Raw genomic sequence first — 25,307 nt, 5'->3', positions numbered from 1 at the left:
CCCGTACCCGTACCCGTACCCGCCAGAGTCGTGAACGGCTGTGCGATCGAGTGCGTGATCGTCAACACTCCATACTTTTATGGCTACTTGCTCACCCTTACCGGGCACGCGAGGATAGCGGCCGGTACTGACGGGGGTGGCGGACGTGCGCGATGCGGCGACGGTGCTGGGCTGGGAAGCTCCCTTCGACGCGGAGGAACTGCCGCGGAAGTGGGTCGGGCGGCTGCCGGTGCCCCAGGCGTCGTCGCAGGAACGGATACGCGCACTGGAGCCGTTCTTCAAGGCCGCGACGCGCGGTCCGGTGCACCAGCACCTGCTGGGGATCGCGATGCTCCGTGCCGGGCAGGTCTTCGGGGCGACCGGGGCGCTGCTCTCGGCGCTCGGCGCGGATCCCCGGCGGCGTGGCGCATGGGTGGACGCGGCCTGCGCGTACGCGGCCGTGGAGCGGCCGGAGATGGCGATGTGGCTGCTGGCGCACGTGGTGCCCGGGTTCAGCACGGTGAGCCCCAACGCCTCGCCTTATCCGACGGATTCACGGCGCTCCGCAGAAGCCAACAACCGGCTGGTCGCGTTGCGCGACCTGCACCGGCAACGCACCGACGAGCTGCGCTTCCTCGGGCTGCGGACGGCGGCGGACGAGGAGATCCGCGGACGGCTCGGCGAGGAACCGCTGGGCACCGACCGGCTGTTGCTGCACACAGCCGCGCTGATCTCCCTCGGGGAGGCGCAGGACGCGCTCCGCCCCTTCGACCGGGCGGCGGCGCTGCTGGAACAGGACGCGCTGCCGGTGGTCGGGACGACGTTGGAGCAACTGGCGCGGATCCGCATCGCGGCCGGTCCGGCGCGGGAGCGGGACGAGGTGCTGGCGCGGCTGCGGCGGACCGCGCCCCAGTCGATGGTGCTGGCGCGCCTGCATCAACCGACGCTCCTGGAACGGGACATGCACGAGCAGGAGGCCCGGTTCGAGGCCCTGCTGCTGGCGACGGAGGTGGAGCGCGGGCAGCAGAGCCTGCGTGAGCCGTTGGAGCAGCTGCGGTTGCGCGCCCGTGCCCCCGAGCATCCTGAACCGTACCGGGAGGCCTTGGCCCGGCACGGCGGCGACGGACGAAGCGGCCACGTACGGAACGGGGGGCACCATGGCGGATGACGAGGACTTGGAGGCGCGGCCTCTGCAGATCGCGCTGCGGGCCCTGTCGGCGCCCACGTACGACGAGGTACTCGACCAGTTCGCCGCGATGCCGCCCGGCGGGTACGAAGAGGCGGCGGCGTTCCTGCGGCAGCACGCGGAGACGGTCGGCTCATTCGGGCACGAACACGGACACGAACACGGGGGCGGCCACGGGGGCGGCCACGAGTCGATGGCCGAACTGGCCCTGTTCCTCGCCGAGCGGTGCGAGGCCCTGGGGGCGCGTACGTCCACCGCCGCCAGGGAGCCGGCCGACTCCGGCGGCGGCGAGGGATTCCCCCGGCTGCTGTACCGCGCCTGCGCGGCCGAGGGGGTGCTGGGCGCCTACCGGGAGCTGGCGGGGCACAGCGCACTGTTTCCGGCCGAGCCGGTGCGGGCCGCGGTGCGGCTGCTGGCGGAGTGGGGCTCGGACCGGACCCGCAACGCCCACGCCATCGCCGCGCTGGGACTCCTTACCGAGGACGGGCCGAGCCAGGTGACGGCCCGCGCCGACTGGGCGAACCACCTGCTGCACAAGGGGCGGCACCGCAGGGCGCTCTACCACGCGGCTCGCGCGCTCTCGCTGCAACAGGCGGTGGGCGACGCGCATTCGATGGTGAACACCTACCTGCAATTGGCCTCTGTGTACCGCACGATGGGCGACCTGCCGCACCGGGCGGAGGTGCTGACGCAGGCCGCCGGGGCCGTCGACAGGGAGGCGACGGTCTCCGCCGTGGAGGAGGCGGCGGTGCGCTTCCAGCTCGCGGACACCCTCATCTCGCTGCACCGCTACCGGGAGGCCGTGCTCCCGCTGGAGCGCGCGGAGGCGCTGGCGGCGCGTCCGGAGAACGACTCGGACGGGTCCTTCATGCCCTCGCGCTGGGACCTCCTCAGCTGCCGGGCCCGGGTGGCGGAGGCGCTCGGCGCACTGGGAGCGGCCGCCGATGCCTACCGCGCCCTGCTGGAGCTGCCCGAGATGTCGACGCGGGCCGCGCCGCGCGCGTCGACGCTGTACTGCCTGGTCTCCTGCCTGCGGCGCACCCACCGCCAGTGGGAGGCGTTCGAGCTCCTCAGCAACGAGCTGGAGCGGGCCGAACAGCAGGGCGCGGGATATCTGAACCTGGTGTCGCTGCGCTGCACCCTGGCCGGGCTGCTGTTCTCCGGCACCGATCCGCGCCTCCCCCGCGACCTGCTGTCGCTGGAGACACAGCTGGTACAGGGCCTCTTCGACTCGGCCGGCTCGACCTACCCGTGCTTCGGCGAGCTGTTCGTCACCATGGGCGACCTGGACCTGTCAGAGGGCCACGAAGCCGGCGCTGCCGAGTGTTACCGCTATGCCCTGTACGTCTCAGGAGACACCGAAGACGCAGGGAACGCAGGGGCTGCAGGGGCCGCAGGGGCTGCAGGGGCCGCAGGAACCGCAGGTGACGCAGGAGGCACCGGAAGCACCGGAAGCACCGGAGACGGCGGAGACGGCGGAACCACCGGAGGCAGCAGAGACTTCCAGCAGCCGGGGCAGCTTCCGGAGCGGCTTCGCGAACGCATGCTGTTCTCGCGGCTGCTGCCCCTGGGCGGCCCTTCCGACCCGATCGCTTTCGCCCTGTCCAAACTGCGCGAGCGCATGCTGCGCCTCTTCCCCGAGGGGGCGCACGACCTGCCGGACACGCGCCTGCTGGCCCTGCAACGGTTGTGCGGCATCGAGCGCGATCCGGCGCGACGGGCGCGGATGGCGGACCGGCTCGCGGCGGGGCTGCGCCGCGCGCAGGAGCGGAACGTTCCCCGTACGTTGCAGAACCTGGCGGTGCCGGTGTGCGAGGCGGTCGCGGAGGTACGCGGTCCGCTGGTCGCGGTCGAGCTGCTGGAGGAGGTCCTCGCCTTCCACGACGAGCAGGGCCGGCTCCCGGACCCGGCCCTGCCGCTGGGCCTGGCCCGGCTGCTGACGCGGGTGCCGGGCGGTCACCGGCGGGCCTTCGAGGTGCTGTGGCACCACCGCGGTCTGCGGCTGCGCGCGCGGGAGTCGCATCCGCTGCTGCAGGACGCGGACCAGGCCGCCGGTCTGGTGCTCCCGCTCTACGAGGCGCTGCTGTCCCTGCTGTTCGAGTACGGCGACGACCTGCCGCTGCCCGAGAGCCGGCCGCCCACGCTCCTCGCCTTCGAACTGCACGAGGAGGCGAAGGCCCGTGGCATGGCCGATGACCTGGTGCGGATGCCCCTGGCCAAGCCGTCCCGGGTACCGCAGCGGCTGTGGGACGCGGAGGAGCGACTGCTGCACGCGCAACGGCAGCTGGCGGGCGGGGAGCGCCCGGACCGGGCCTGGACCTGGCGCGAATGCGCGCGGGCGCTCGCGCCGCTCTACGACGCGCTGGAGCCGTTCGCGCCGGAGTACGTACGGCTGCGCCGGGCAGAACCGGCGGGCTTCGAGCAGGCGTTGAGGCTGCTGGACGAGGCGGCCCCGGCGGAGGGCATGGTGCTGGCCTCGTACTTCACCGGCGAGGCCGAGTCCTTCTGCTTCGTGCTGGCGTCCGGCGAGAGCGCACTGCGGTGGCACCGCATCCCGGCGGGGCGGGCCCAGCTGCACAGCGCCGCCGAGAGAATCCGTCTCACGGTCGACGGCGACCGCTCCGCCTTCCCCGCCGTCCCGCCGATCAAGCCACGGCGGCCGGTACCGCTGCCGCTGGAGGGGCTGGCGGAGCTGCTACTGCCGTTCCATGAACTGCTGGCGGACCGCGGGCTGCTGTGTGTGGCGCCGCACGGGCCGCTGTCCGTGCTGCCGCTCGGGGCGCTGCGGCTGCCGGACGGGCGGTACTGCGTGGAGCAGGCGGCGCTGGTGTACACCCCGAGCATCTCGGGCCTGGCCGCTCTGCGCGCCGCGCAACGGTCCGGTTCGGGGACCGCGCTGTGCGTGCGGGTGGCGGCGGAGGAGGACCTGCGGGGCGGCGGCAGCGACTTCGAGGCCGAATCGCTCCCGGCCGGGCACGGCTGGCGGCTGTCCTCGCTCACCGGACCGGAGGCCACCCCGCAGGAGGTCCTCGCCGGCATCGAGCAGGCCGACCTCGCCTACATCGCCTGCCACGGCCACCAGGACCACAGCGACCCGGAGAACTCCGCCCTGCTGCTCTCCGACGGCACGGAGCGCCCCAGCCGGCACACCGATCCAGCCTCGCGGCGGGCCAGGCGGACCTTCCTGCGGGCCCGCGATCTGGCCGACTCGCGTACCCCGTCCCACGTGGTACTGCGCGCCTGCTCGGTCGGCTGGCACGAGCCGGACCACCCGGGCGAGGACTTCACCGGCCTCCCCCGCGCCCTGCTGCGCGGCGGCACCCGCACGGTCCTGGCCCCCATCTGGCAGGTCGACGGCGCCAGCTCCGCAGCCCTGCTCGACGAGGTGACCGGTGCGGTGATGAGCGGCCGCCCGATGTGGCGCGCCCTGTGGGACGCCCAGCGGCGCATGCTCGCGGACGCCGACCACGCCTACCTGTCCCACCCCTACCACTGGGCGGCGTTCGTCCCGCTCGGGGACTGGAGCTGACATGGCCGTAGACGTCCACGCCGCGAGGGCCGCCGCCCTGCCCGACCGCAGCGCGCTGCTCGCGCTGGAGGAGGCGGCGTACGAGCTGGGCCGCACCTTCCCGACCGGTGTGACGAGCGCGCCGGAGGCGATGCGGATCCTCCAGGAGCTCTTCGCGCAGGCCGGTGCCGGGGCTCCGCCGTCCGGGGCGGACGATCCCCCGGCAGCCGCCCGCCGCGTGCTGGCCGCGCTCGCGGGCGAGGAGGGGGCGCGGGCGCTGGTCGAGGGGATCCTGGCCGACCCTCCGGAGGACGACCAGATGGGCGGCGAGGACATCGTCGCCGACCTGACCGTCCTCAGCGGTGTCATCGCGTTCCTGCGCCTGCACGTCAGCTTCCGCTTCAAGCGCGACAACGGCCGCAACACGGTGGAGTTCCGGCTGGAGAAGAAGCCCCTCAGCGACGGCGCCCTCACCGCCCTCGTCCGCGCCGTCCTCAGCCTGATGAACCGCGAGCCGTGACCCCCCGTCGCCGGGCCTCGGTGGTCATGGCGTCGGTCGTCACGGCGTGACGATGGCGAAGTCGGGGTCGGGGGTGTCGAGCAGACCCACGAGGGTCGCGAGCACCCGCGGGTCGCCCTGGACGCGCACGTCGTCGAGGCCCTCGCCGGCCAGGACCGCGAGCAGTCGGGGCTTGGTGAGGGTCAGGACCAGGTCGGCGGCCGGGCCCGTCCCGTCCGCCTCCGGGGCGGTCTCCGTGCTGCGGTAGGTGAGGGCTCCGTTGGAGAGCAGAAGGTGCCAGGTGCGGCCCTCGTCGGTGACGTTCCAGGTCATGGTGAGCTGTTCGTCCCACGCGCGCGGGCCGTCGACGCGGATGGCCAGGGAGTCGATGAGCATGTCGACGGTGAGGGCCATCGCCATCTCGGGGTTGGTGGTCTCCAGCGCGGTGTGCGCGATCGCGCCGCGCAGTTCCTGGGCGCCCATCAGGTAGAAGTTGCGCCAGGGGCCGTTCTCCGCGCCGAAGCCGAGCTTCTCGTACACCGCGGCCAGCGCCTGCTTGGCGATCGCGTCCGTCGGGGCCGCGAAGACCGCGTGCCCCAGCAGCGTCGCGGCGAACCGGAGGTCCCCGGAGGCGGCGTACTCCTCGCCCTTGGCGATCAGCGCGGGCACGCCGCCGTAGTCGGCGGCGAACCGCTTGGCCTGCTCGACGGGCGGGTGCTCCCACAGGTGGGCGGGGTTGCCGTCGAACCAGCCCATGTAGCGCTGGTAGATGGCCTTGACGTTGTGGCTGACCGAACCGTAGTAGCCGCGGTTCGCCCACCGCTTCGCGATCACCGGGGGAAGCTCCATCCGCTCGGCGATCTCCGTGCCGGTCAGCCCCTGGTTGGTCATGCGCAGGGTCTGGTCGTGCAGGTACGCCCACATGTCCCGCTGGCCGGCCAGGTGCTCGATGATGCGGTCCCGGCCCCAGGTGGGCCAGTGGTGGGAGGCGAACGCGACCTCGGCCCGGTCACCGAACAGCGTGATCGTCTCGCCCAGGTAGTGGGCCCAGATGCGGGTGTCCCGGACCACCGCGCCGCGCAGGGTCAGAATGTTGTGCATGTTGTGGGTCGCGTTCTCCGCCATGCACAGGGCGCGCCGGTCGGGAAAGTAGAAGTTCATCTCCGAGGGCGCCTCGGTGTCCGGCGTCATCTGGAACACGATCCGCACACCGTCGACGGTCTCCTCCTGACCGGTGCGGGTGATGTCCACGGTCGGCGGCACGAGGGTGATCGTCCCCTTGGACGTCGTCATGCCCAGCCCGGCACTGATCTGACCGGCGGGGCCCTTGGCCAGCTCGGCACCGTACATGTAGACCGCGCGACGGGTCATCGCGCCGCCGGCGTACACGTTCTCCGCGACCGCGTGCTCCAGGAACCCGGCCGGGGCGATCACCGGCACGGGAGCGTGGCCGTGCGGCAGCACCCCGCGGGAGCCGCCGAAGTGGTCGCCGTGGGAGTGGGTGTAGATCAGCCCGGTGACCGGGCGGTCACCGCGGTGCTCGCGGTACAGCGCGAGCGCGGCGGCCGCGGTCTCGGCGGAGATCAGCGGGTCGATGACGACGACCCCGGTGTCGCCCTCGACCAGCGTCATGTTCGACAGGTCCAGGTTGCGGACCTGGTAGATCCCCTCGACCACCTCGAACAGTCCCTGTTTGTTGCACAGTTGACTCTGCCGCCAGAGGCTCGGGTGCGCACTGGCGGGGCAGTCGCCGTCAAGAAACGCGTACGCCTCCCCGTCCCAGATCACCCGGCCGTCGTCCGTCCGGACGACCGCGGGTGAGAGGGCTGCGACGAAGCCCCGGTCGGCGTCCTCGAAGTCGGACCTGTCGGCGTAATCGAGATCACTCATAGAGAACGAATAGCCCATTAATCACCCATTTACACGTAAACACATCACGTGTCCCGCGACATCTCCCCGGGTCGGTACCTTCACGAGGTGACCGGTTCACCGGACTTGGCCGCCGTTGCCGCGCTGATCGGCGATCGCACGCGCGCGAAGATCCTTCTGGCGCTGCTGGACAGCGGCCCGATGGCGGCCTCGCGCCTGGCCGACCGGGCGAAGGTCTCGGCCCCGCTCGCCAGCGCGCATCTACGCAAGCTCATGGCCGGCGGCCTGTTGGCGGTCCAGCCGCACGGGCGTCAGCGCTTCTACCGACTCAGCGGTCAGGCCGTCGCCGACGCCATCGAAGCCCTGCTGCTCGTGGCGCCCACTGCCCCCGCACGCTCCTACCGCGATGTGGCCGAGAGCGCCGCACTGCGTCGCGGAAGGATGTGTCACGACCACATCGGCGGCAGAACCGGCGTGGCATTGACGAGAGGACTGCTGGACGGCCGCTTCCTCGAATGCCGGGGTACCGTCCCACACCTCACACGCCACGGAGCGCGGGCCTTCGGCCGCCTTGAGATCGACGTCGCCGAGCTGGCCCGGCACCGACGCCCGCTCACCCGCGCCTGCCTCGACTGGAGCGAGCAGGGCCACCACCTCGGCGGGAGTCTCGGAGCCGCCCTCGCGTCGGAGTTCTTCCGCCGGGGCTGGTTGCACACGAGCGAGACCAGCCGCGCCGTCTCGGTGAGCGAACGTGGCCGCGAGGTCCTGGTCGAGAACTTCCAGCTGCACGCCTGCGGCCAGGGCTGAACGCCCCGCCGATGGGAGCGTGTCAGCACACGAAGACTTCAACCGGCGTTTAACCGATCCGGACCTAGCGTTGCGGCATGACTGACGACGACGTTGTGCGCTCACTGATCGAGCGGGTGGACCGCCTCCAGATCCGCGCCGAACTCGCCGACCTGGTCGGCCGCTACGGTCATCTGCTCGACGACCGCGACTGGGACGGTATTACCTCCTGTTTCGCGCGGGACGGCCGCCTGACGTTCGTAGGCGGAGAGGTGGTCGGGCGCGAACAGCTGGACTCCTTCTACCGTGCCCAACTGCCGAAGAACGAGTTCACGTTCCACTACCGGCACTCCAACGTGTTCACACTCATCGACGACGAACGGGCCACCGGCGTGGTCAGCGCCCACGCGGAGCACGGCCGCGACGGCACCTGCGTCCTGGCCGCCGTGCGCTACTACGACGACTACGTCAAGGAGGACGGCTCCTGGCGCCTCGCGCGCCGGGAGATCCGGTCCCGCTACTGCCTCGGCTGGCCCGAGATGGCAGGCGACTTCCACGAGGGCGCACACAGCGCACTGATGCGGGACACTCCACCCCTTCCGGGCCCGGTACCCGAACCGCTTGCCGACCAGAGACCCACGCCCGTCCGGCACGGAGATCGATGAGGAAACGGGTAAGGGGCCCACTCCCGAAGGAGTCGGCCCCTTGTCACCTGCGAACTTGCCGACAGGCCCTAGCTCACAGTGATGTCGTGATCACACGCTGAAGCGGAACCTGTAGTGCAGAGCTCCCACCTGCGGAAACGCGGGTTTTGCAGGGGGCATCCCAGCACCATCCCAGCACGGGCGCTCTATCCCAGCACCATGCAGGCCAGCCAGCCCCCGTACGCCTACACAGCTCGACCGCCAGCGCTCGAGCCCGCCTCCTCTGAGGTAAGGACGTCAGATCCGGGGGCACGGGCCGCATGGAGCGCTGCAAGATTTCTCGGCAGCGCTCCCACGCGCTGGGCAGCAGATGCCCGTAGATGTCGACCGTCGTCTTGACCGAACGGTGCCCCAGCCAGCGTGACACCTCGTGGATCGGCACACCATTGGCCAGGGCGGTGGAGGCGAAGAAGTGCCGCAGGCTACGAGGCGAGTACTTGGCCTTGCCGTCCAGATCGACCAAGCCGGCCAAGAGGCATGCCTTCTTGAACTGGTAGCCGTAGGACGACGCGATGGACGGCATCACCCCGGCGCCAGGCTGACGCGGAGCGAAGAAGCTCTCAAGTCGAATCCGATTACCATTCTGCCCGGCAAAAACCACGGGCACCGGCTTCCACCTGCGGATATGAGCATCAATCTCCTGCTCGACGAACAGGGCGGTGGGAATGTCTCGGCACTCCTTCTCCAGCCGATGCTTGAGGGGGACGAAGGGTGTCTGGCAGTCCTCGCGGTGCGCCTTGGCACTGACCTGCCATCGGATCCTGACGAAGCCAGACCGCCTGCACTCGGTGGAGAAGGCCAGGGCCTCGCTGGGTCGCTGGCCGGTGCCGGACTGAAGATAGACGGCGAGGCGGAACTGTGGCGTGATGTGCGCAGCGATGAGATCAACCTCAGCTGGCGTCGGCACTGCGTCCTCGTCCACCACCACAGCATCCCTACGGGATACCCGGATGCCCCGGGCAGGATTCTCAGTGATGCGTTTATCGACGACGGCCGCTTCCATGATGGCGGCCACATCACCATGCGGTCGTTCACTGTCGATGCAGCCAGCCCTGCACCGCCTCGGTAGATGTCCTTGACGAACCTCTCAAAGTCCCGCCGCGCCAACCCAGCCAGCGGCTTACGACCAAGACTCGGCACGAGATGATTGCGAACGAACCCTTCGTAGTTATACAACGGGTCGCCTCACCGATGACGCGTCGCTCAAGCCACTCCCCGGCCCAGACCGACAAGGGCACAGCGCTACGAGCAGGATCGACGCGCACGCGAGTCTGCTAATCCTGCTCCACAGCAGCAGCGAAGGCGTCCGCACCGTCCAAGCCGACCCTCCGCGGAAACGACTTCTCCCGCTGCCGCCCCCGTCTGCCGCCCAACTCCCAATGCCGCACGGTCCATACATGACCGCACCTTGGACGCAAGCAGGGGTAGTTACCGTCGCGGGCATCCCTCTTGCACCTCTGAAAGACGCTCGCCAACCGCGTGGTACTCCCTGGCCACGATCTCAGCCTCGCGGGAGTGCCTGGCGATGTACTGCCCAACTGAGACGATCTCGCCATCAGCCGCGATGTTGGTGAACGCTTGCCTGTATTCGGGAGGATGCGAGGCCGAGGAATAGAATCGAGCACCCTGCTCGTGCTGCACCCAGATGCGGTGCTCGTCGGATTCAGATGCCTCAGACCGGGCGGGGCCGGTGCTTTCCAGGAGTACGTAGTGCAGCCCGAGGAGATCTAGGAGCTCGCGGTCGCGTTCCCACACCGTTCCCGCGTTCATATTACTCATGAGGAACAGGGGGTCTCGGCATACGAGCTGTACTGCATCGGGGAGCGACATGCCTCACCCGTTCCAACAAAGGGCGCTGCGCAGTGAACTGCGCAGCCCGTGTCGGGATACAGCTTCACCCATGACCATCGGCAGAAGCTCCTCCATCCGGTCGGGCCAACCGTGGATGATTGCTTGTAGGAGATTGCACGGGTTGTAGACGTGCAGCCCAATATCCCCGTCACCGACCTTTGGGCTCACTTCGTCTAGCCAGCTCTCCACCAGTGACTCCCGCTCATGGGTGCCGGCGAGGCTCTGCCGAAAGGCCTTCCAGCGGCTGGATACTTGCGGGCTGACGGTACCCGCATAGAGGACCTGACTGTCTCCTCGCTCGTCCCCGGTGAGGAATCGGAACAGGTCTTGCTGCTCGAAGGCAGCAGTATCGTCGTAAGCGCCAGCACCTCAGAAGCCTCGTATGGCCCAGTTGGGGTTTTCGGCAAGATTCTTAAGCAGTCCTGGCTGAGCAGATTCCATGTTCATGCCGCGCATCTCGCTGCGCGCAAGGCGATTGCAGATGGCACACAGGGCGAGGTACTCAGCCTGATACTCGGCGGCAAAAGGCTCTGGCCCGCCGTAACCGTCCAGGAGTTCTTCCGAGGCGATTTCCTCGTTCACCCGGCCTACCGCAAGGTACAGGCCGAAAGGCGCAGGGATGTAGTGCTTCTCCGCCACCCGGTCCAGATCCGCCGCTAGCAGGCCGAGCGCCCCAAGCTCGTCCGCAACCTTACTGATGATCTTCCAGCCCAAATCGCACTGGTCCTCCGGGGTGAAGAAGAACAGGTTGTGGATGGGGGTAACCCGAGGCTCGAACGCCCGAGGCAGTACCTCCACCCGCTCGGCTCCTTCAGGGGCACCGGTACCGTCCAGGAGGAGCCGGTACCCGCGGAGATCATGGCTCCAGTCACGTGCCGCGTGACTGACAGCGACGAGGAGCTCATTCCAGTCATCTGGCATGGCCACGATCACGGCGCGGATTCGGTCCGGCGCAAGGTTCCTCTCCCGGCAGAGAAGCTCCGTGTACTTTTTGACTTCGTGCAAGGCCTGTCGTGCGCTGGACCGGGACCGCTTCAGTTCTGTGACCACCCACATCTGATGGCGATCGCGAGCCAGGATGTCGATGCTGCCCCTCGTGCCGTGGGCATTGGGGAGCGGGTACTCCTCGAGCTGAACCGGACGGAGCCCCGGCTCGATCAACTCTAGGTTCCTCACGAGCGCGTTGCGCAGAACATTCTCAAGGGGCGGTCGCATGGCCGAAGGCTAAAAATAGAGGACTGACAAGGACCCGAGTCCGCAGGGCTCAACAGCGATCAGTCAGTCTCGTGCAGCTGTTCTCCACCCGCCGCTTCCGAAGCCCCCACCGAAGTCGGGTCTGGAGCTGGAGGGCCAGAGGGACTGGAAGCCTCTCCCTCCAGTGCGTACGCGAGCGCGAGCGCGATCCGCTCGATCCAGTTCAGAGCGTCCGTGACATCAGCCTCGCTGATCGGCCGGCGCTGCTTGAGGTCACCGTCGATCAGGTCCGCGTCGTGTGCAATCTGGTTTCGACGGCGAAGCAGCAGGATGTACTTACCGCGCAGCCGCTTCTCATCGTATGAAGTGCGGTACTGGCTCCACCGGTTGACCCACTTCGCAGCCTCCCGCCACACCTTGGCGTCAGTGACGAGCGCCATCACCTTGGCGATGGCGTCCGGGTTCTGCAAAGTCTGCCGGGCGATGTCCTGGCGCACCCTCTCTGCAACCACCTCAGAGGTGGTCGATTCGCCCCGCTGTACCCTCTCCAGGCAATGCAGCGGCAACGGGTAGTCACGGAGCTTCCGCGGCATGTCGGGGTCGCCCTTGGCGGCCTCCTCGGCGACCCGGCGCAACACCTCTTCCTGTACCCAGTGTTCGAGGGCGGCGATGGACTGCACCCAGGCAGCCCGATAGAAATCGTCGGTGTCGATGCCCTTGGGGCTGAGCACCTCCAGTGCCTGTCCTGCTCGCACCATCTGGCGTGCGTACGAGAGGTTCGTGACGAACGACTCGAACTGGCGGGTCTGAGGGTGTGCGATGACCATTAATACCTCGTTGCGGCGCGTGGAAGGGGGGAGCGTCGGGACATGGACTTCTAGTATTCCCTGCACTGTACTGAGGCCCTCAAGTGGCTTTGCGCACCGTGCTCGGTGGTGGCTTGATCTGATCGACTCGGCTGCAAGGTCCGACCCTTCATTCCCTTACGGGGCAGGATGCTGGAACGCTCCGCAGTACGTACGGGGGCGCCCAAGCTCGCATACAGGAATTACCTCAAGTTTCGCGCTAACTGAGGTGTGTCAGCCTTGGCACCTGTCGCGGCTACTTCAGCATCGAGGCCGGTGCATCGTGGAAGCCCTCAGCATCGCCCCCTCGGCTGACAGCAATCCCACGGGAACGCCGGAGAGGTGCAAGGCACTTGGCGTTGCAGCTCTCCGGCTGGTTGACGACGAACCTTCAGACCGCCGTCAGATCTCTTCCGCCTCCGGTACGTCCACATCAGCGCCCAGTGACTTTGCGATGGCAGTGAACTCGGCGAGGGCAGACTGGAGATCGCGCACGATCTCCTCGGCGATGACCTCCGGCTCCAGGTCGCTGTCCGCGTCCTCCAAGGCCGGGTCCTTCATCCACGTGATGTCGAGATTGACCTTGTCGCGTCCGATCAGTTCCTCATACGCGTAAGGCCTCCAGCAACCGTTCTCCTCCTCGTCCGCGACGCGGGCGGTCAGGGGCTCACCTGCCTTGTACCGGGCGACGAAGTCGTCCAGGTGGGCACGGGTCAGCGGGCGCTGCTTCATGGTGAAGTGCTGGCCTGTGCGGAAGTCGTAGACCCAAGTAACGGTGGTGTGCGGTTTACCGTCGGCGCGCGGGGGCTTCTTGTCGAAGAACAGGACGTTGGCCTTGACACCGCCCGCGTAGAAAATGCCGGTGGGCAGGCGCAGGATCGTGTGCAGGTCGAACTCGTCGAGGAGCTTGCGGCGAATCTTCTCACCCGCGCCGCCCTCGAAGAGGACGTTGTCCGGGAGAACGACGGCAGCCCGGCCATTGACTGCCGTCAACGACATGATGTGCTGCAGGAAGTTGAGCTGCTTGTTGGTCGTGGTGGCCGTGAAGTCGTCACGGTCGTACTGGACGTCCTCCTTCTCCACCTCGCCGTCCTGGCCGATCACGGTGATCGCGGACTTGCGCCCGAAGGGCGGGTTGGCGAGGACGAGGGAGGCGTGCCTCCCGCTCGGCTTCTCAGCGAGCGCGTCGCCGACGTCGATCAGGCTCGGGCCGTCGCTCTTGCCGATCCCGTGGAGGAGCATGTTCATGGCGGCGAGGCGGGCGGTGCCGGTGACCAGCTCGTTGCCCCAGATCTTGGACCCGCTGTCGTACGCCTTACGGGCATCGATATCCATGTCGCGGACGTGATGCCGGGTGACGTACGCGTGCGCCGCGATCAGGAAGCCGCCGGTGCCGCAGGCAGGGTCGGTGATGGTGTCGTCTGGGCCCGGCCGGGTCACGTCCACCATGGCATCGATGAGCGCGCGCGGGGTGAAGTACTGGCCGGCGCCGGTCTTGGTGTCCGAGGCGCCCTTGGCGAGCAGGCCCTCGTAGGCATCGCCCTTGAGGTCGGTGCCGGTGACCGTCCACTCCTCGCGGCCGATCAGCTCGACGACCAGCTTTTCGAGCAGCGCGGGCTTGGTGATCCGGTTCTGAGCGTCGGCGAAGATCGTGCCGATGGTGGTGTGGGGTTTGCGGCCCAAGTGCTCCAGGATGGCGCGGTAGTGCGCTTCGAGCTCGGGACCGCGCTTGCTGACCAGCGACTTCCAGTTGTAGTCAGCGGGCACAAGGACGCTGAGGTCGCGTCCACCCCACTCGTCGTTCTCGATCTCGTCGACCATCTTCAGGAAGAGCAGGTAAGAGAGCTGCTCGACGTACTCGATAGTGGACATGCCGTTGTCACGGAGGACGTTGCAGTAGTTCCAGAGCTTCGCGACCAGCGTGTTGGTCTGCGCGGCGGCCTTCTTCGACTTCGGCGTCTCGGTGAGGGGGACGCCCTCGGAGGAGGGGATGCTTGCGTCGTCTGGGGTGGAGACGAGGGCGGTCACTGGAAGAGCTCCTGCTGAACGGTGGCGGAGGGGGCGGGGGTTGGGGCGGGAGCCGCGGGGGCATCTGCGATGGCGCGGTCACGCGAGGCGGCCGTCCTACGCGGGCTGGCCTCGGGCTTGGCCCTACGGGCGGGCTTGGCAGCCTCGCGCGCGGCGGCGATGCGGGCGAGGAGGACGGCGGCGGATTCATCAGCGGGGTCCTGCGGGAGCAGCTTGCCGGAGAACGCCTTCCGGAGAAGCGCTGACCTCAATGTCGCGGCACGCTTGATCCCCACCTCAAGGGCAGCCCCAACACGCGCAAGCCCTTCGAGTTGATCAGTGACTTGCTGAAGAATCTCAATCTGCTCACCCGCAGGAGGAACTGGGATTGGCAGGTTCCTGATCTTTTTCAGGCTGATCGAAGCAAGGTTGGTCGTCTGCTTCCCGTTCAGTTCAAACCATCGCGCCGAGCTGTTCGCATGGTGCGCAAGGAGCTTCGGCAGGACACCCCCCCCGCGAACCCTCGCACGGAAGACATGGTTCTGATGAATAGCATCCTCGACTTCATCTTGCCAAATCCAACCGCGGCCAAGCTTGTCGCGATCTCCGCCTTCATTCATCAGTACGTCCCCGCTCTGGAGACGCAGATCATCAGCCTTCCTGTCCGGAACTCGAATTGTTGCTACATGATCCAGGTTGAGCCATCCACGCTGCACGTTAGCGACTCGCAGATATGGAACTTCAGTGAAATCAGGGTCGTCCTGCTTCTTCTTATCTTTGGTGACTCCACCCACAACATCAGCGATATCACCAAGCCGCTCCCAGGACCAGCTAGCTGGAATTCTGGGCAGGTCCCGGTCGACTGCATCTGTCTGACGCGGCGGGGGCGCGGTTTCCTCGCCAGCAGGAACAGCCCGAGATGCTGCGAAGTTCGCCACGCGCGCCGCCAGCAGACGAACTCGCACCAGATCCCCCCGAAGCACCTGCTCGGCCGCATCGAGCCGGGAGAGCTGCTCTTCGAGGGCCTCGACGATGCGGTGCTGTTCAGCCAGAGGAGGGAGAGGAAGAGGAATTTCCTGAATTGTGCGGGATGAAAGATGCTTGACGGTAACGGCTGACGTGAGGTCTTGAATCGCCTTCAAATACCCCTGCAGAACATACATCAAGAAGCGCCCATCGAAGAGCTCCTCATCTCGAACCACCAGCTTGCAGACGCGCTGATTCAGAAGGGCCTCTTCGCCTTTCCACCGCGCCACCCTGAAATCGCCGTCCATTCCCACCAATAGATCCCCACGCGAGACCATAAAGACAGAATCGAAATCCCCATCGAAGAACGTGCTAGTTGCGCCTGAAAGGAGATCTCGAATTCGAACGACAGGAGTGCCTCGACGGTCTACATTGAATCCGCTTGAGCGAAACGGAAAGCCATTGACGATCTCCACAATATCGCCACATTTCACGCGCTCCCATGATGGATGTTTCGCAAGTTGTCCCGGTCTGCCCCCCTTCTCCGCCATTAGCACAATCTCGGCGGGGCTAACGGTTAGCGCCACGTTCCCTCACAGTCCTCAAATGGCACCTAGGCCAATTCCCGATTCAGCTCGTCCAACAGTTCCAGCGCCTGGCTCCTGCCACCGAAGGCGTTCGCGAAGCCCGGGCCGCCACCCTTCTCAGAGAACGGCATGTGGCCGAAGTCCTCACGTTCCATGCCCAGGTCGACTACGATCGCGTCCTTGATTCGGCGCAGCCACCACAACTGGTCATCTGTGAATTCCGCACCCGCCTGACTCTGCCGCAGCAGCCAGCCCTCGAAGCGCTCCTCGACCACCGTACGGTACGGGCGAAGCTCGTCGTCCGCGCCAAGCGTGTAGCGGACGAGATTCATCAGGTCCCCCAGGCCAGCCGTCTTCGACAGTGATTCGGCCGCCTCGCCTAGCAGCGCGTAGTGGTCCCAGATGACCTTCGGAGTCCAGTTGCGCTTGGTCGCCTTGATGGCCGCCATCAGTTCCTTCAGGTGGGCCCGCGCCTCTTGCGGTCGGACCCGAGATCCGCTGCCGAGGATCACCTGGAGGGCGATCGCCTCCGCCGCCGCCTCGTCGCGCTTGCGGCTGTCCAGGAGCTGGCGCCATTCCGCCAGCTCCTTTGCCGCCCGCTCCTCCCTCGGGACCTCGTTCATCTTCAGCGTGACATCGGTCGTCGCGTCGTAAGTGAGGTCGTGCTGCTGCTTGATGCCGATGATCAGCTTCCGCAGTTCCGGGTGGGCGGTCAGGGTCTCCACCGAGTCGTGGACTAGTCGCCGCGCGTGGTCCGCGCCGCCCTCCCGGTATGCCCGATCCTGGGTGTCAACGTCTACCCCGTTGGCGATCTTCCGGACCATCTTCGCCAGTGGCACTCCGCCCGACGCCTGCTCGATCCGCTCCCGCTCTTCTTTCGTGAGCTTGCGGTCAAGCCGGGCTAGTCGACGCCCAAGCGTCTCAGCCTGTTCGGCCGTCAGCGAGCGGCTGCCCGCCTTGTCCATCAGTTTGGCCAGGCTGAGGCTGCCGCCGTCCGGAGGCAGCATCGGACGGGTGTCGACCAGCGGCGAGGCGGTGACGCCCACTGCGTCGACCAGGACGAAACGGTCCTTGGCGAGGTCGGCTGCCGGGTCTGGGGTGACCGCCTTCAGGTCGTCGGCGTCGATCGTGCGGGCGCCGCGTCCCTTCATCTGCTCGAAGAGGACGGGGCTACGAACGGCCCGCAGGAAGATCACGCATTCCAGGGCCTTAACGTCCGTACCCGTGGCGATCATGTCGACCGTGACGGCGACCCGCAGCATCGGCGAATTCCGCAGGTCATTGACGAGCTGCTCGGGGTCGTCACCCTTGTCCCGGGAGCGGTAAGTGATCTTCTTGGCAAAGGCGTCTCCGCGCCCGAAGACCTCCTTGACCTGCTTGAGCACTTCGTCCGCATGGTCGTCGCTCGCCGCGAAGACCAGCGTCTTGGGCAGTTCGGTCCGATCCGGGAACCAGCGCTGCCAGTTGTTCTTGTACGCGGTGAGGACGGCCCGGATCTCGTCCTCGGCGATCACTGTGCGGCCGATCTGGCCGACCGTGTACGTGAAGTCCTCGTCCAGCTCCTCGTAACGCTGGGCGCGGGTTTTGCGGTCGCGGATACGGACCGTCGTCCCCTTGTCGATCTTCGCGCCGCCGTCCTCCCGTATCGAGGAGTCCATGGTGACCACGTCGAAGTCGACGTTGACGCCGTCGGCGACGGCCTGTTCGTAGGTGTACTCGGAGACCATGTTGCCATCGAAGAAGCCTTTGGTCTGCCGAGTCGGGGTGGCGGTGAGACCGACAAGGTGGGCGTCGAAGTAGTCCAGGACGCCGCGCCACAGCCCGTAGATGGAGCGGTGGCACTCGTCGATGACGATCAAGTCGAAGGACTCGATCGGGACGGCCGGGTTGTACTCGACGGTGACCGGGCGGTCGGTCATGTAGTTCTCGTCGAGGGTGGAGGAGTCCTCGCGGTCCTCTGCCTCGGTGGTGTCCTCCAGCGGCTCACCCTTGAGGAGCGCGTACATGCGCTGGATGGTGGAGACGACGACGGAGGACGTCTCCTGGAGACCGGACCGGCCTAGCGAGTCGACGTTGTAGAGGTCGGTGAACTTACGGTTCTCGTCCGGTGTCTTGTAGCGGTCGAACTCGGCCTTGGCCTGGCGGCCGAGGTTGTTGCGGTCGACGAGGAAGAGGATGCGGCGCGCACGCGCATGCTTGAGCAGCCGGTACGACTCGGTGACCGCGGTGTAGGTCTTGCCTGCGCCGGTGGCCATCTGGATCAGCGCGCGTGGCTTGTCCTGGGCAAGTGATCCCTCCAGGCCCACGACCGCCTCTTCCTGGGCCGTACGCAGGTCGTGCGACTCCAGGACCGGCAGCGCGGTGCGCAGGGCGGCCCGGAAGGTGGGGGTGTCCGGGTGCTCGGTGGCGCGCTTCATCCAGGCCGCGAAAGACTCCGGGCGGTGGAAGGCGAAGACCGGGCGGGAGCGGGCGTGCGGGTCGAGGCGGTTGAGGAAGAACGTCTCGGCGCCGGTGGTGGCGTAGCGGAAGGCGAACGGTTCCTGCTCACGCCAGACCGCCATGGAGTGTTCGTTGAGAACGCCGCCCGCATACCGCTCGTTCTGCGCGAGGGCGCCGGCCAGGGCGGTGCCCTCGCGCTTGGCCTCAATGACGCCGACGATCATGCCGTCGACGTAGAGGACGTAGTCGGCGCGACCGGTGGCCAGACTGAACTCCCGGACCGCGACGCCTCGGGAGGCGAGGGGGTTGAGGTCGCTGTAGTGCTGGACCGTCCAGCCCGCCTGGGCAAGCATCTCGTCGATACGGACGCGGGCCTGCACTTCGTTGAGCGGTTCGGGCCGCTGGGCGCGCTCAACGATCGCCTCACGAGCATTGACGGTGACCGACCGGGGCTTGAGGCGCTCCTGGTCATAACGGTCCTGGTAGGCGCGCCGGAGCCGCTCGATCTCATCCCGGTGGCGGGCCACCTCCGCCTCGGACTCGGCACGGGCCCGCTCAGCCGCCTCGGTCAGCCTCTCGGCCTCCTCCCGGCCACGCCGCTCGGCCTCCAGCCGGTCACCGACCTCGCTGAGGCGGGTTCGGGACTCGGCGAGGGTGCGCTGGTAGTGACCGAGCGCCTCGCGGAGCTCGGCCAGCTCGGCGGATCCGCCCGCCACCTCGCTCGGCAGCTGGGGCGGCACGAACGCGGCGATCTCTCGTACGTTGTCGATCGCCCGGGAGAAGAACTGGCCGAGCTGGAAGCAGAGTTCGACGGCCTTGAGCGCTTTACTGGTGTCAAAGAGGTGATTGTGCGCGGCGTCGTTGCGCCCACGGCGGAGCGTGTCGAAGGCATCTCTGGTGCGGCCAGGGAGCAGGCCGGCGCGCTGGAGTCCGGCCAGCCGGTCGATCTGCCGGGTTCCCTCAATGCGCACCCCGGCCCGCTGCACCAGCTCCGCGGCGAGCAACTCGCCGAACTGGCCAGAGGCGACGTACGAGACATTAGGGTTGGTGAAAACGGACTGCTCGGCCTGCGCGCCGTAGATGGCCAACAGGGGTTGCATCGCGTAAAGCCGCCCGAAGTTGGGCGACTTCCGAGCCGCTGCCTTCAGCTGCTCCGGGACTTGCTCACGACGCCGTGCCTGCCCGCTCATACGCTGCCGCTCCTCGACCAGGCCACATCCGGCCCTCACCTTTGACAAGACCTCTCAGCATATGTCCAACCAAGCGCTCCGCTCTGGCAAATGAACCGATCACGACAAGATCGACTGCCCCACAACCGCCCACCCTCAAGGGTTGGTGTGCGTTCGGGGTCCAGCACGGGACAGCATCCTGGGGGTGGCCACAAGTGCCGACAGGTGCTCCAATCCGGCCCTCCGGGGCAGCGTCCAGCGCCCATTCCACCGTCCGATCCTCGCCGAGCCGCAAAAGGGGCCGTCCTGTATTGACGGGCCCCTCTTGTCCTGCACCTTTACAGAGCGGGAATTTTAATTGAAGCTTCAATTAAACATTGAAGCGGAACTCAACTACGTCCCCGTCCTGCATGACGTAGTCCTTGCCTTCCATCCGGGCCTTGCCCTTGGCGCGGGCCTCGGCGACCGAGCCCGTTTCGACCAGGTCGTCGAAGGAGATGATCTCCGCCTTGATGAAGCCCTTCTGGAAGTCGGTGTGGATCACACCGGCCGCCTCGGGGGCCGTGGCGCCCTTCTTGATCGTCCAGGCGCGGGCTTCCTTCGGGCCTGCGGTGAGGTAGGTCTGCAGGCCCAGGGTGTCGAAGCCGACGCGGCCGAGGGTGGCGAGGCCGGGCTCTTCCTGGCCCATGGACTGGAGGAGCTCCAGGGCCTCGTCGTCGTCGAGCTCGATCAGTTCGGACTCGATCTTGGCGTTGAGGAAGATCGCCTCGGCGGGGGCCACCAGGGCGCGCTGCTCGTTCTTGAAGTCCTCGTCGACCAGCTCGTCCTCGTCGACGTTGAAGACGTAGAGGAAGGGCTTGGTGGTGAGCAGGTGCAGCTCGTGGAGGAGGCGGCCCTTCTCGGTGGAGGCCGTGATGCCCGCGTGGAAGAGGGTGTCGCCCGCTTCGAGGATCTTCTGGGCCTCCTCGACGGCGGCCAGGACGGCGACCTTCTCCTTCTGGAGGCGGGCCTCCTTCGTGAGGCGCGGGACGGCCTTCTCGACGGACTGGAGGTCGGCGAGGATCAGCTCGGTGTTGATCGTCTCGATGTCGTCCTTGGGCGAGACCTTGCCGTCGACGTGGACGACGTTCTCGTCCTTGAAGGCGCGGATGACCTGGCAGATCGCGTCCGACTCGCGGATGTTCGCGAGGAACTTGTTGCCCAGGCCCTCCCCCTCGCTCGCCCCGCGCACGATGCCCGCGATGTCGACGAAGTCGACCGTCGCCGGGAGCAGCTTCTGGGAGCTGAAGATCTCCGCGAGCTTGTTCAGGCGGGGGTCGGGCACGCCGACGACGCCGACGTTCGGCTCGATCGTGGCGAACGGGTAGTTGGCCGCCAGCACGTCGTTCTTGGTCAGGGCGTTGAACAGGGTCGACTTGCCGACATTCGGCAGGCCGACGATTCCGATCGTGAGCGACACGGTGGCGACTTCCCTAGGGGGTGGGCGGGCTGGGCAGTGAGGTCCGGCCCCGGTGGGCCGATTCTCCAGTTTACGGGCGGGGGCGAGCGCGTAACCACGGGTCCCGCCGGGTGCCGATCCGGTTCCCATTGGGCCGTGTGGCATCGAACTCATCGCCAAGGTCACCCAAAGCGCGTGTCCCGCACGTGATTACTGCCGCCCGGCGACCTACGTTGTCCCGGTGGAGCAGCACAGGACACGTCCCCCGCAGCGCAGCCAGACTCAGCAGGCCCCGCTGTCCCCGCTCGGGACCAAGGGAGCCAACGTAGGCAACGGAGCGAAGGGAGCGGTCGGCGAGAGCGCCGCCGTCTATCGGGTGATGAGCACACCCGCGGGCCGGGCGCGCCCGGTGCCGCCCGCCGTGCTCGCCCTGCGGCGGCTGCCGAACCCCAGGCTCACGGGTATCGGCGCCGGGCTCTTCGCGGCCGCCACCATGTTCGTGCTGGCCTGTGCGGACTGGCTGCTGTTCGACGGTTCAGCCGTGGTGTTCGGTGTGCTGTTCCTGCCGGTCAGCGCGCTCACCGCGTTCTGGGTGCGCCCCGCGGACCTGGTGACCGCGCCGATCAGCGTGCCGATCGCGTTCGCCGTCGGGATCATCCCGATCTCGGGCGGCACCGGCGGCTTCGGCGGGCAGATGATGGCCGTCGTCACCGCGCTCGCCGTCCACGCCGGCTGGCTGTACGGCGGCACGCTCGTCGCCGGGCTCATCGCGACCGTACGCAAGGTCCGACTGATGCGGGCCCGGCAGCGGCGGATGCTGCTGGCCGCACAGACCGCGCGGGCGGGAGGCGCCCAGCAGTCCGCACGGCAGACGCCGCGCGCCGCCGCCCAGCCTCCCCGGGCCGCCGGGCAGGCCCCCCGCCGCCGCCAGCGCTGACCCGTACAGGCGCGGGCAGCCGGATGTGGCCGGTGCCGGGCGGAAACGCCTCGGTACGGGCTCTCAGCTTCCTGCCGCCGCCATGGCCGCGCCCACGATGCCGGCGTTGTTCTGGAGCTCCGCCGGGACCATCTCGGCCCGTACGTGCTCGATCAGCGGCAGGAACTTGTCCGCCTTGCGGCTGACACCGCCGCCGATGATGAACAGCTCGGGCGAGAACAGCATCTCCAGGTGGACCAGGTACTTCTGCACCCGGTGCGCCCAGTGGTGCCAGCTGAGGTCCTCGTCCTCCTTGGCCTTCGTCGAGGCGTGCTTCTCCGCGTCGTGGCCGTGCAGCTCCAGATGACCCAGCTCGGTGTTGGGCACGAGCCTGCCGTCGATGAAGAGCGCGCTGCCGATGCCCGTACCGAGCGTCAGCATGATGACCGTGCCCTTGCGGCCGCGCCCGGCGCCGAAGGTCATCTCCGCGATGCCGGCCGCGTCCGCGTCGTTCAGTACGGTGACCGGCAGGCCCAGCTTGTCGCTGAGCAGCGTGCGGGCGTCCAGGTCGATCCAGCCCTTGTCGACATTGGCCGCGGAGCGGGTGACGCCGCTGGTGACCACGCCCGGGAATGTGATGCCCACCGGGCCCGACCAGTCGAAATGCCCGACCACCTCGGCCACGCACCCGGCAACGTCATCGGGTGTGGCCGGGTGCGGTGTGAGTACTTTGTGGCGCTCCCGCGCCAGGTCTCCGCGGTCCAGGTCCACGGGAGCACCCTTGATCCCGGATCCGCCGATGTCCACGCCGAAGATCTCCATGTGATCCACGGTACGGGCACCGGGCCCCGCCCACTTCCCGGAGCGGAAACCCGGGGCGGAAACCCGGGGCGGGCGGCCTTTACTCCGCCGACAGTGCCGCCGCCTCCGCGCGCAGGTCCCGGCGGAGCTCCTTCGGCAGCGAGAAGATGATCGACTCCTCGGCCGCCTTCACGATCTCCACGTCCTCGAAGCCCCGCTCGGACAGCCAGGCCAGCACACCGTCGACCAGCACCTCAGGGACGGACGCGCCCGAGGTGACGCCGACCGTGGAGACGCCGTCCAGCCAGGCCTCGTCGATCTCGTCGGCGGAGTCCACCAGGTGCGAGTCGCCCGCGCCCGCGCCGAGGGCGACCTCGACCAGGCGGACCGAGTTGGAGGAGTTCTTGGAGCCGACGACGATCACCAGGTCGGCGTCCGCGCCCATCTGCTTCACCGCGATCTGGCGGTTCTGCGTGGCGTAGCAGATGTCGTCGCTGGGCGGCGAGATCAGGAGCGGGAACTTCTCCTTGAGCGCGCCGACGGTCTCCATCGTCTCGTCGACCGAGAGCGTGGTCTGGGAGAGCCAGACGACCCGGGACGGGTCGCGGACCTCTACGTTCGCGACGTCCTCGGGGCCGTCCACCAGCGTGATGTGCTCGGGGGCCTCGCCGGAGGTGCCGATGACCTCCTCGTGGCCCTCGTGGCCGATGAGGAGGATGTCGAAGTCGTCCTGTGCGAAGCGGACGGCTTCCTTGTGGACCTTGGTGACCAGGGGGCAGGTCGCGTCGATCGTGGCGAGCTTCCGCTCGGCCGCCTCCTCGTGCACGGTCGGCGCGACGCCGTGCGCGGAGAACATCACGATCGAGCCCTCGGGGACCTCCGCCGTCTCCTCGACGAAGATCGCACCCTTCTTCTCCAGGGTCTGCACGACGTATTTGTTGTGGACGATCTCGTGGCGCACGTAGACCGGTGAGCCGTACTGCTCCAGAGCCTTCTCCACGGCGATCACGGCACGGTCCACGCCCGCGCAGTAGCCACGGGGAGCGGCGAGCAGGACGCGTCGGGGTGTCGTAGCAGTCATGGGCACCATCGTAAGGCCGTACCGAACAGGCGCGGGGCCGACGGGGTCGGGAGACTGATCATCACGCGAACAACGGAGGACTCATGGCCGGCAGCGGCATCGGCAGCGATTCCGGCAGTGGTACGGATTCCACCAGTGGCAGCACCGCGGAGCGGGCGGGGCTGCGGCGGACGCTGGGGTTCCGGGATCTGGTGGTCTACGGGCTGCTGTTCATCGCCCCGATGGCCCCGGTCGGCGTCTTCGGCACGCTCGACGCGAAATCGCACGGCGCGGTGGCGCTGGTCTACATCGCGGCGACCGTGGTGATGGCGTTCACCGCCTTCAGCTACGCCCAGATGGTGCGGGTCGCTCCGTTGGCGGGTTCGGTGTTCGCGTACGCGCGCAAGGGGCTCGGGGAGGGGCCGGGGTTCATCGCGGGGTGGATGGCGATGCTCGACTACCTGCTCATCCCCGCCGTCGCCTATCTCTTCTCCGGGATCGCGATGAACTCGCTGGTGCCGGAGGTGTCGCGGTGGGTGTGGACCGCGCTGGCGGTGGTCATCACGACGCTGCTGAACCTCTGGGGCGTGCGGGCGGCGGCCCGGGTCGGCTTCGCGGTGCTCGCCATGGAGATCGTGGTGCTGCTGGTGTTCCTGGTGTCCGCCGTGGTGGTGCTCGTGCAGGACGGGGCGCACCGCGGCTGGCTGACGCCGCTCAACGGCGACGCGGGGTTCTCCGCCTCCGCCGTGCTGGGCGCGGTGTCCGTGGCCGTGCTGTCGTACCTGGGCTTCGACGCCATCGCCACGTTCGCGGAGGAGGTGACGGGCGGTTCGGCGAAGGTGGCGCGGGCGCTGCTGTTCTGTCTGGTGCTGGCGGGGTTCCTGTTCGTGGCGCAGGCGTACCTGGCGGCGCTGCTGGAGCCGATGTCGTCGGCGGAGCTGGCCGCCGATCCGGCCGCCCAGGGTTCGGCCTTCTACGACACGGTGGACTCCGCCGTCGGGTCCTGGCTGCACGATCTGGTGGCGGTCAGCAAGGCGATCGGGGCGGCGTTCGCGGCGCTGGCCGGGCAGGCGGCCGCGGGCCGGCTGCTGTTCGCGATGGCCCGTGAGCGCCGGCTGCCGACGCTGCTGTCCAAGGTCGATCCGCGCTCGGGGGTGCCCCGTATCGCGATCCTGATCGCGGCGGTGGTGACGCTGGTGGCGGCGGTCTGGGCGGCCCGGCGCGACGACGGCCTCGACCATCTGGTGTCGGTCGTGGACGTGGGCGCGCTGACCGCGTTCGTGCTGCTGCACGCCTCGGTGGTCGGCTGGTTCGTGGTGCGCCGGATGGAGGGTGCGCCGAGCTGGTGGCGGCACGTCCTGATCCCGGTGGTGGGCGCGGGCGTGCTGATCGCGGTGATCGTGGAGGCGACGTCGAGCGCGCAGGTGGTGGGGGCCTGCTGGTTCGTGGTGGGGCTCGCGGTGCTCCTGGTGCAGCGCGGGCGCCGGGCGGCGGGATGAGGTC

18 protein-coding genes are annotated in these 25,307 nt (G+C 68.1%); 7 read left to right on the top strand and 11 right to left on the bottom strand.

Annotated features, from left to right (window positions below):
- Positions 1–145: 145 nt before the first annotated feature.
- Genes ACFVQ0_RS11695 through ACFVQ0_RS11685 form a run of 3 tightly spaced genes read left to right on the top strand, consistent with a single transcriptional unit; the run spans position 146 to position 5,193 of the window.
- On the top strand, positions 146–1,147 hold the full coding sequence (locus tag ACFVQ0_RS11695; protein WP_390086882.1) for a hypothetical protein: 1,002 nt from the start codon (positions 146–148) through the stop codon (positions 1,145–1,147).
- Positions 1,137–4,694 carry a CHAT domain-containing protein gene (locus ACFVQ0_RS11690; protein WP_390086880.1) on the top strand — a complete coding sequence of 1,186 codons (3,558 nt, stop codon included), beginning with the start codon at positions 1,137–1,139 and terminating at the stop codon, positions 4,692–4,694. Before ACFVQ0_RS11695 ends, ACFVQ0_RS11690 begins: the two co-directional genes overlap by 11 nt.
- A 1-nt stretch (position 4,695) precedes the next feature.
- Entirely contained in the window at positions 4,696–5,193 is a 498-nt protein-coding gene (locus ACFVQ0_RS11685; protein WP_390086878.1) for a hypothetical protein, read from the top strand.
- Between the two features lie 39 nt (positions 5,194–5,232).
- On the opposite strand, the gene ACFVQ0_RS11680 is transcribed toward ACFVQ0_RS11685, so the two are convergent.
- Positions 5,233–7,062 carry an alkyl/aryl-sulfatase gene (locus tag ACFVQ0_RS11680; protein ID WP_390086876.1) on the bottom strand — a complete coding sequence of 610 codons (1,830 nt, stop codon included), beginning with the start codon at positions 7,060–7,062 and terminating at the stop codon, positions 5,233–5,235.
- A gap of 87 nt (positions 7,063–7,149) precedes the next feature.
- On the opposite strand from ACFVQ0_RS11680, the gene ACFVQ0_RS11675 reads away from it, so the two are divergent.
- Entirely contained in the window at positions 7,150–7,848 is a 699-nt protein-coding gene (locus tag ACFVQ0_RS11675) for an ArsR/SmtB family transcription factor (RefSeq protein ID WP_390086874.1), read from the top strand.
- Between the two features lie 77 nt (positions 7,849–7,925).
- Complete coding sequence (locus ACFVQ0_RS11670) at positions 7,926–8,492, top strand: nuclear transport factor 2 family protein (RefSeq protein ID WP_390086872.1); 567 nt, start codon at positions 7,926–7,928, stop codon at positions 8,490–8,492.
- Between the two features lie 73 nt (positions 8,493–8,565).
- On the opposite strand, the gene ACFVQ0_RS11665 is transcribed toward ACFVQ0_RS11670, so the two are convergent.
- From ACFVQ0_RS11665 to ychF, 8 genes are all read right to left on the bottom strand, one after another.
- Entirely contained in the window at positions 8,566–9,546 is a 981-nt protein-coding gene (locus ACFVQ0_RS11665; protein ID WP_390086870.1) for a tyrosine-type recombinase/integrase, read from the bottom strand.
- A gap of 413 nt (positions 9,547–9,959) precedes the next feature.
- Positions 9,960–10,361, bottom strand: a complete 402-nt coding sequence (locus tag ACFVQ0_RS11660; protein WP_390086868.1) for a hypothetical protein — start codon at positions 10,359–10,361, stop codon at positions 9,960–9,962.
- Between the two features lie 390 nt (positions 10,362–10,751).
- Entirely contained in the window at positions 10,752–11,597 is an 846-nt protein-coding gene (locus tag ACFVQ0_RS11655; protein ID WP_390086867.1) for an endonuclease NucS domain-containing protein, read from the bottom strand.
- Positions 11,598–11,656: 59 nt separating this feature from the next.
- Positions 11,657–12,403 carry a hypothetical protein gene (locus ACFVQ0_RS11650; protein WP_390086865.1) on the bottom strand — a complete coding sequence of 249 codons (747 nt, stop codon included), beginning with the start codon at positions 12,401–12,403 and terminating at the stop codon, positions 11,657–11,659.
- A gap of 420 nt (positions 12,404–12,823) precedes the next feature.
- The gene (locus tag ACFVQ0_RS11645; RefSeq protein ID WP_390087773.1) at positions 12,824–14,413 is read right to left on the bottom strand and encodes an N-6 DNA methylase; all 1,590 of its coding nucleotides are present in this window, start codon (positions 14,411–14,413) and stop codon (positions 12,824–12,826) included.
- Between the two features lie 32 nt (positions 14,414–14,445).
- Positions 14,446–15,945: a restriction endonuclease subunit S gene (locus ACFVQ0_RS11640; RefSeq protein WP_390086863.1), complete on the bottom strand. Its 1,500-nt coding sequence runs from the start codon at positions 15,943–15,945 to the stop codon at positions 14,446–14,448.
- Positions 15,946–16,007: 62 nt separating this feature from the next.
- The gene (locus ACFVQ0_RS11635) at positions 16,008–19,520 is read right to left on the bottom strand and encodes a DEAD/DEAH box helicase family protein (RefSeq protein ID WP_390086861.1); all 3,513 of its coding nucleotides are present in this window, start codon (positions 19,518–19,520) and stop codon (positions 16,008–16,010) included.
- A 439-nt stretch (positions 19,521–19,959) separates the two neighbouring features.
- Positions 19,960–21,048 (bottom strand): redox-regulated ATPase YchF, encoded by a 1,089-nt coding sequence (gene ychF, locus ACFVQ0_RS11630; protein WP_390086859.1) that lies wholly within the window; start codon positions 21,046–21,048, stop codon positions 19,960–19,962.
- Between the two features lie 358 nt (positions 21,049–21,406).
- Here ychF and ACFVQ0_RS11625 point away from each other — a divergent pair, with 358 nt between their 5' ends.
- Complete coding sequence (locus ACFVQ0_RS11625) at positions 21,407–21,964, top strand: DUF6542 domain-containing protein (protein WP_390087771.1); 558 nt, start codon at positions 21,407–21,409, stop codon at positions 21,962–21,964.
- Positions 21,965–22,027: 63 nt separating this feature from the next.
- Here the strand turns inward: ACFVQ0_RS11625 and ppgK are convergent, their stop codons facing one another.
- Together ppgK and ACFVQ0_RS11615 are read right to left on the bottom strand one after the other, a co-directional pair.
- Entirely contained in the window at positions 22,028–22,765 is a 738-nt protein-coding gene (gene ppgK / locus ACFVQ0_RS11620) for a polyphosphate--glucose phosphotransferase (protein WP_390086857.1), read from the bottom strand.
- Between the two features lie 79 nt (positions 22,766–22,844).
- The gene (locus ACFVQ0_RS11615; protein WP_390086855.1) at positions 22,845–23,834 is read right to left on the bottom strand and encodes a 4-hydroxy-3-methylbut-2-enyl diphosphate reductase; all 990 of its coding nucleotides are present in this window, start codon (positions 23,832–23,834) and stop codon (positions 22,845–22,847) included.
- Positions 23,835–23,908: 74 nt separating this feature from the next.
- Between ACFVQ0_RS11615 and ACFVQ0_RS11610 the strand changes: the two genes are divergently transcribed.
- The gene (locus tag ACFVQ0_RS11610; RefSeq protein ID WP_390086853.1) at positions 23,909–25,303 is read left to right on the top strand and encodes an APC family permease; all 1,395 of its coding nucleotides are present in this window, start codon (positions 23,909–23,911) and stop codon (positions 25,301–25,303) included.
- The last annotated feature ends 4 nt before the right edge of the window (positions 25,304–25,307 follow it).

It is taken from the genome of Streptomyces sp. NPDC057900, from assembly GCF_042887885.1.
Classification (GTDB): Bacteria; Actinomycetota; Actinomycetes; order Streptomycetales; family Streptomycetaceae; genus Streptomyces.
Note: the sequence above shows the minus strand (reverse complement) of the source record. Positions and strands in the feature narration are given on the sequence as shown.

Bases quoted from the DNA above. Each gene is read 5' to 3' on its own strand.
- ACFVQ0_RS11690 (WP_390086880.1), top strand. From the start codon at position 1,137: ATGGCGGATGACGAGGACTTGGAGGCGCGGCCTCTGCAGATCGCGCTG.
- ACFVQ0_RS11685 (WP_390086878.1), top strand. From the start codon at position 4,696: ATGGCCGTAGACGTCCACGCCGCGAGGGCCGCCGCCCTGCCCGACCGC.
- ACFVQ0_RS11680 (WP_390086876.1), bottom strand. From the start codon at position 7,062: ATGAGTGATCTCGATTACGCCGACAGGTCCGACTTCGAGGACGCCGAC.
- ACFVQ0_RS11670 (WP_390086872.1), top strand. From the start codon at position 7,926: ATGACTGACGACGACGTTGTGCGCTCACTGATCGAGCGGGTGGACCGC.
- ACFVQ0_RS11660 (WP_390086868.1), bottom strand. From the start codon at position 10,361: ATGTCGCTCCCCGATGCAGTACAGCTCGTATGCCGAGACCCCCTGTTC.
- ACFVQ0_RS11655 (WP_390086867.1), bottom strand. From the start codon at position 11,597: ATGCGACCGCCCCTTGAGAATGTTCTGCGCAACGCGCTCGTGAGGAAC.
- ACFVQ0_RS11650 (WP_390086865.1), bottom strand. From the start codon at position 12,403: ATGGTCATCGCACACCCTCAGACCCGCCAGTTCGAGTCGTTCGTCACG.
- ACFVQ0_RS11640 (WP_390086863.1), bottom strand. From the start codon at position 15,945: ATGGCGGAGAAGGGGGGCAGACCGGGACAACTTGCGAAACATCCATCA.
- ACFVQ0_RS11635 (WP_390086861.1), bottom strand. From the start codon at position 19,520: ATGCAACCCCTGTTGGCCATCTACGGCGCGCAGGCCGAGCAGTCCGTT.
- ACFVQ0_RS11625 (WP_390087771.1), top strand. From the start codon at position 21,407: ATGAGCACACCCGCGGGCCGGGCGCGCCCGGTGCCGCCCGCCGTGCTC.
- ppgK (WP_390086857.1), bottom strand. From the start codon at position 22,765: ATGGAGATCTTCGGCGTGGACATCGGCGGATCCGGGATCAAGGGTGCT.
- ACFVQ0_RS11615 (WP_390086855.1), bottom strand. From the start codon at position 23,834: ATGGTGCCCATGACTGCTACGACACCCCGACGCGTCCTGCTCGCCGCT.
- ACFVQ0_RS11610 (WP_390086853.1), top strand. From the start codon at position 23,909: ATGGCCGGCAGCGGCATCGGCAGCGATTCCGGCAGTGGTACGGATTCC.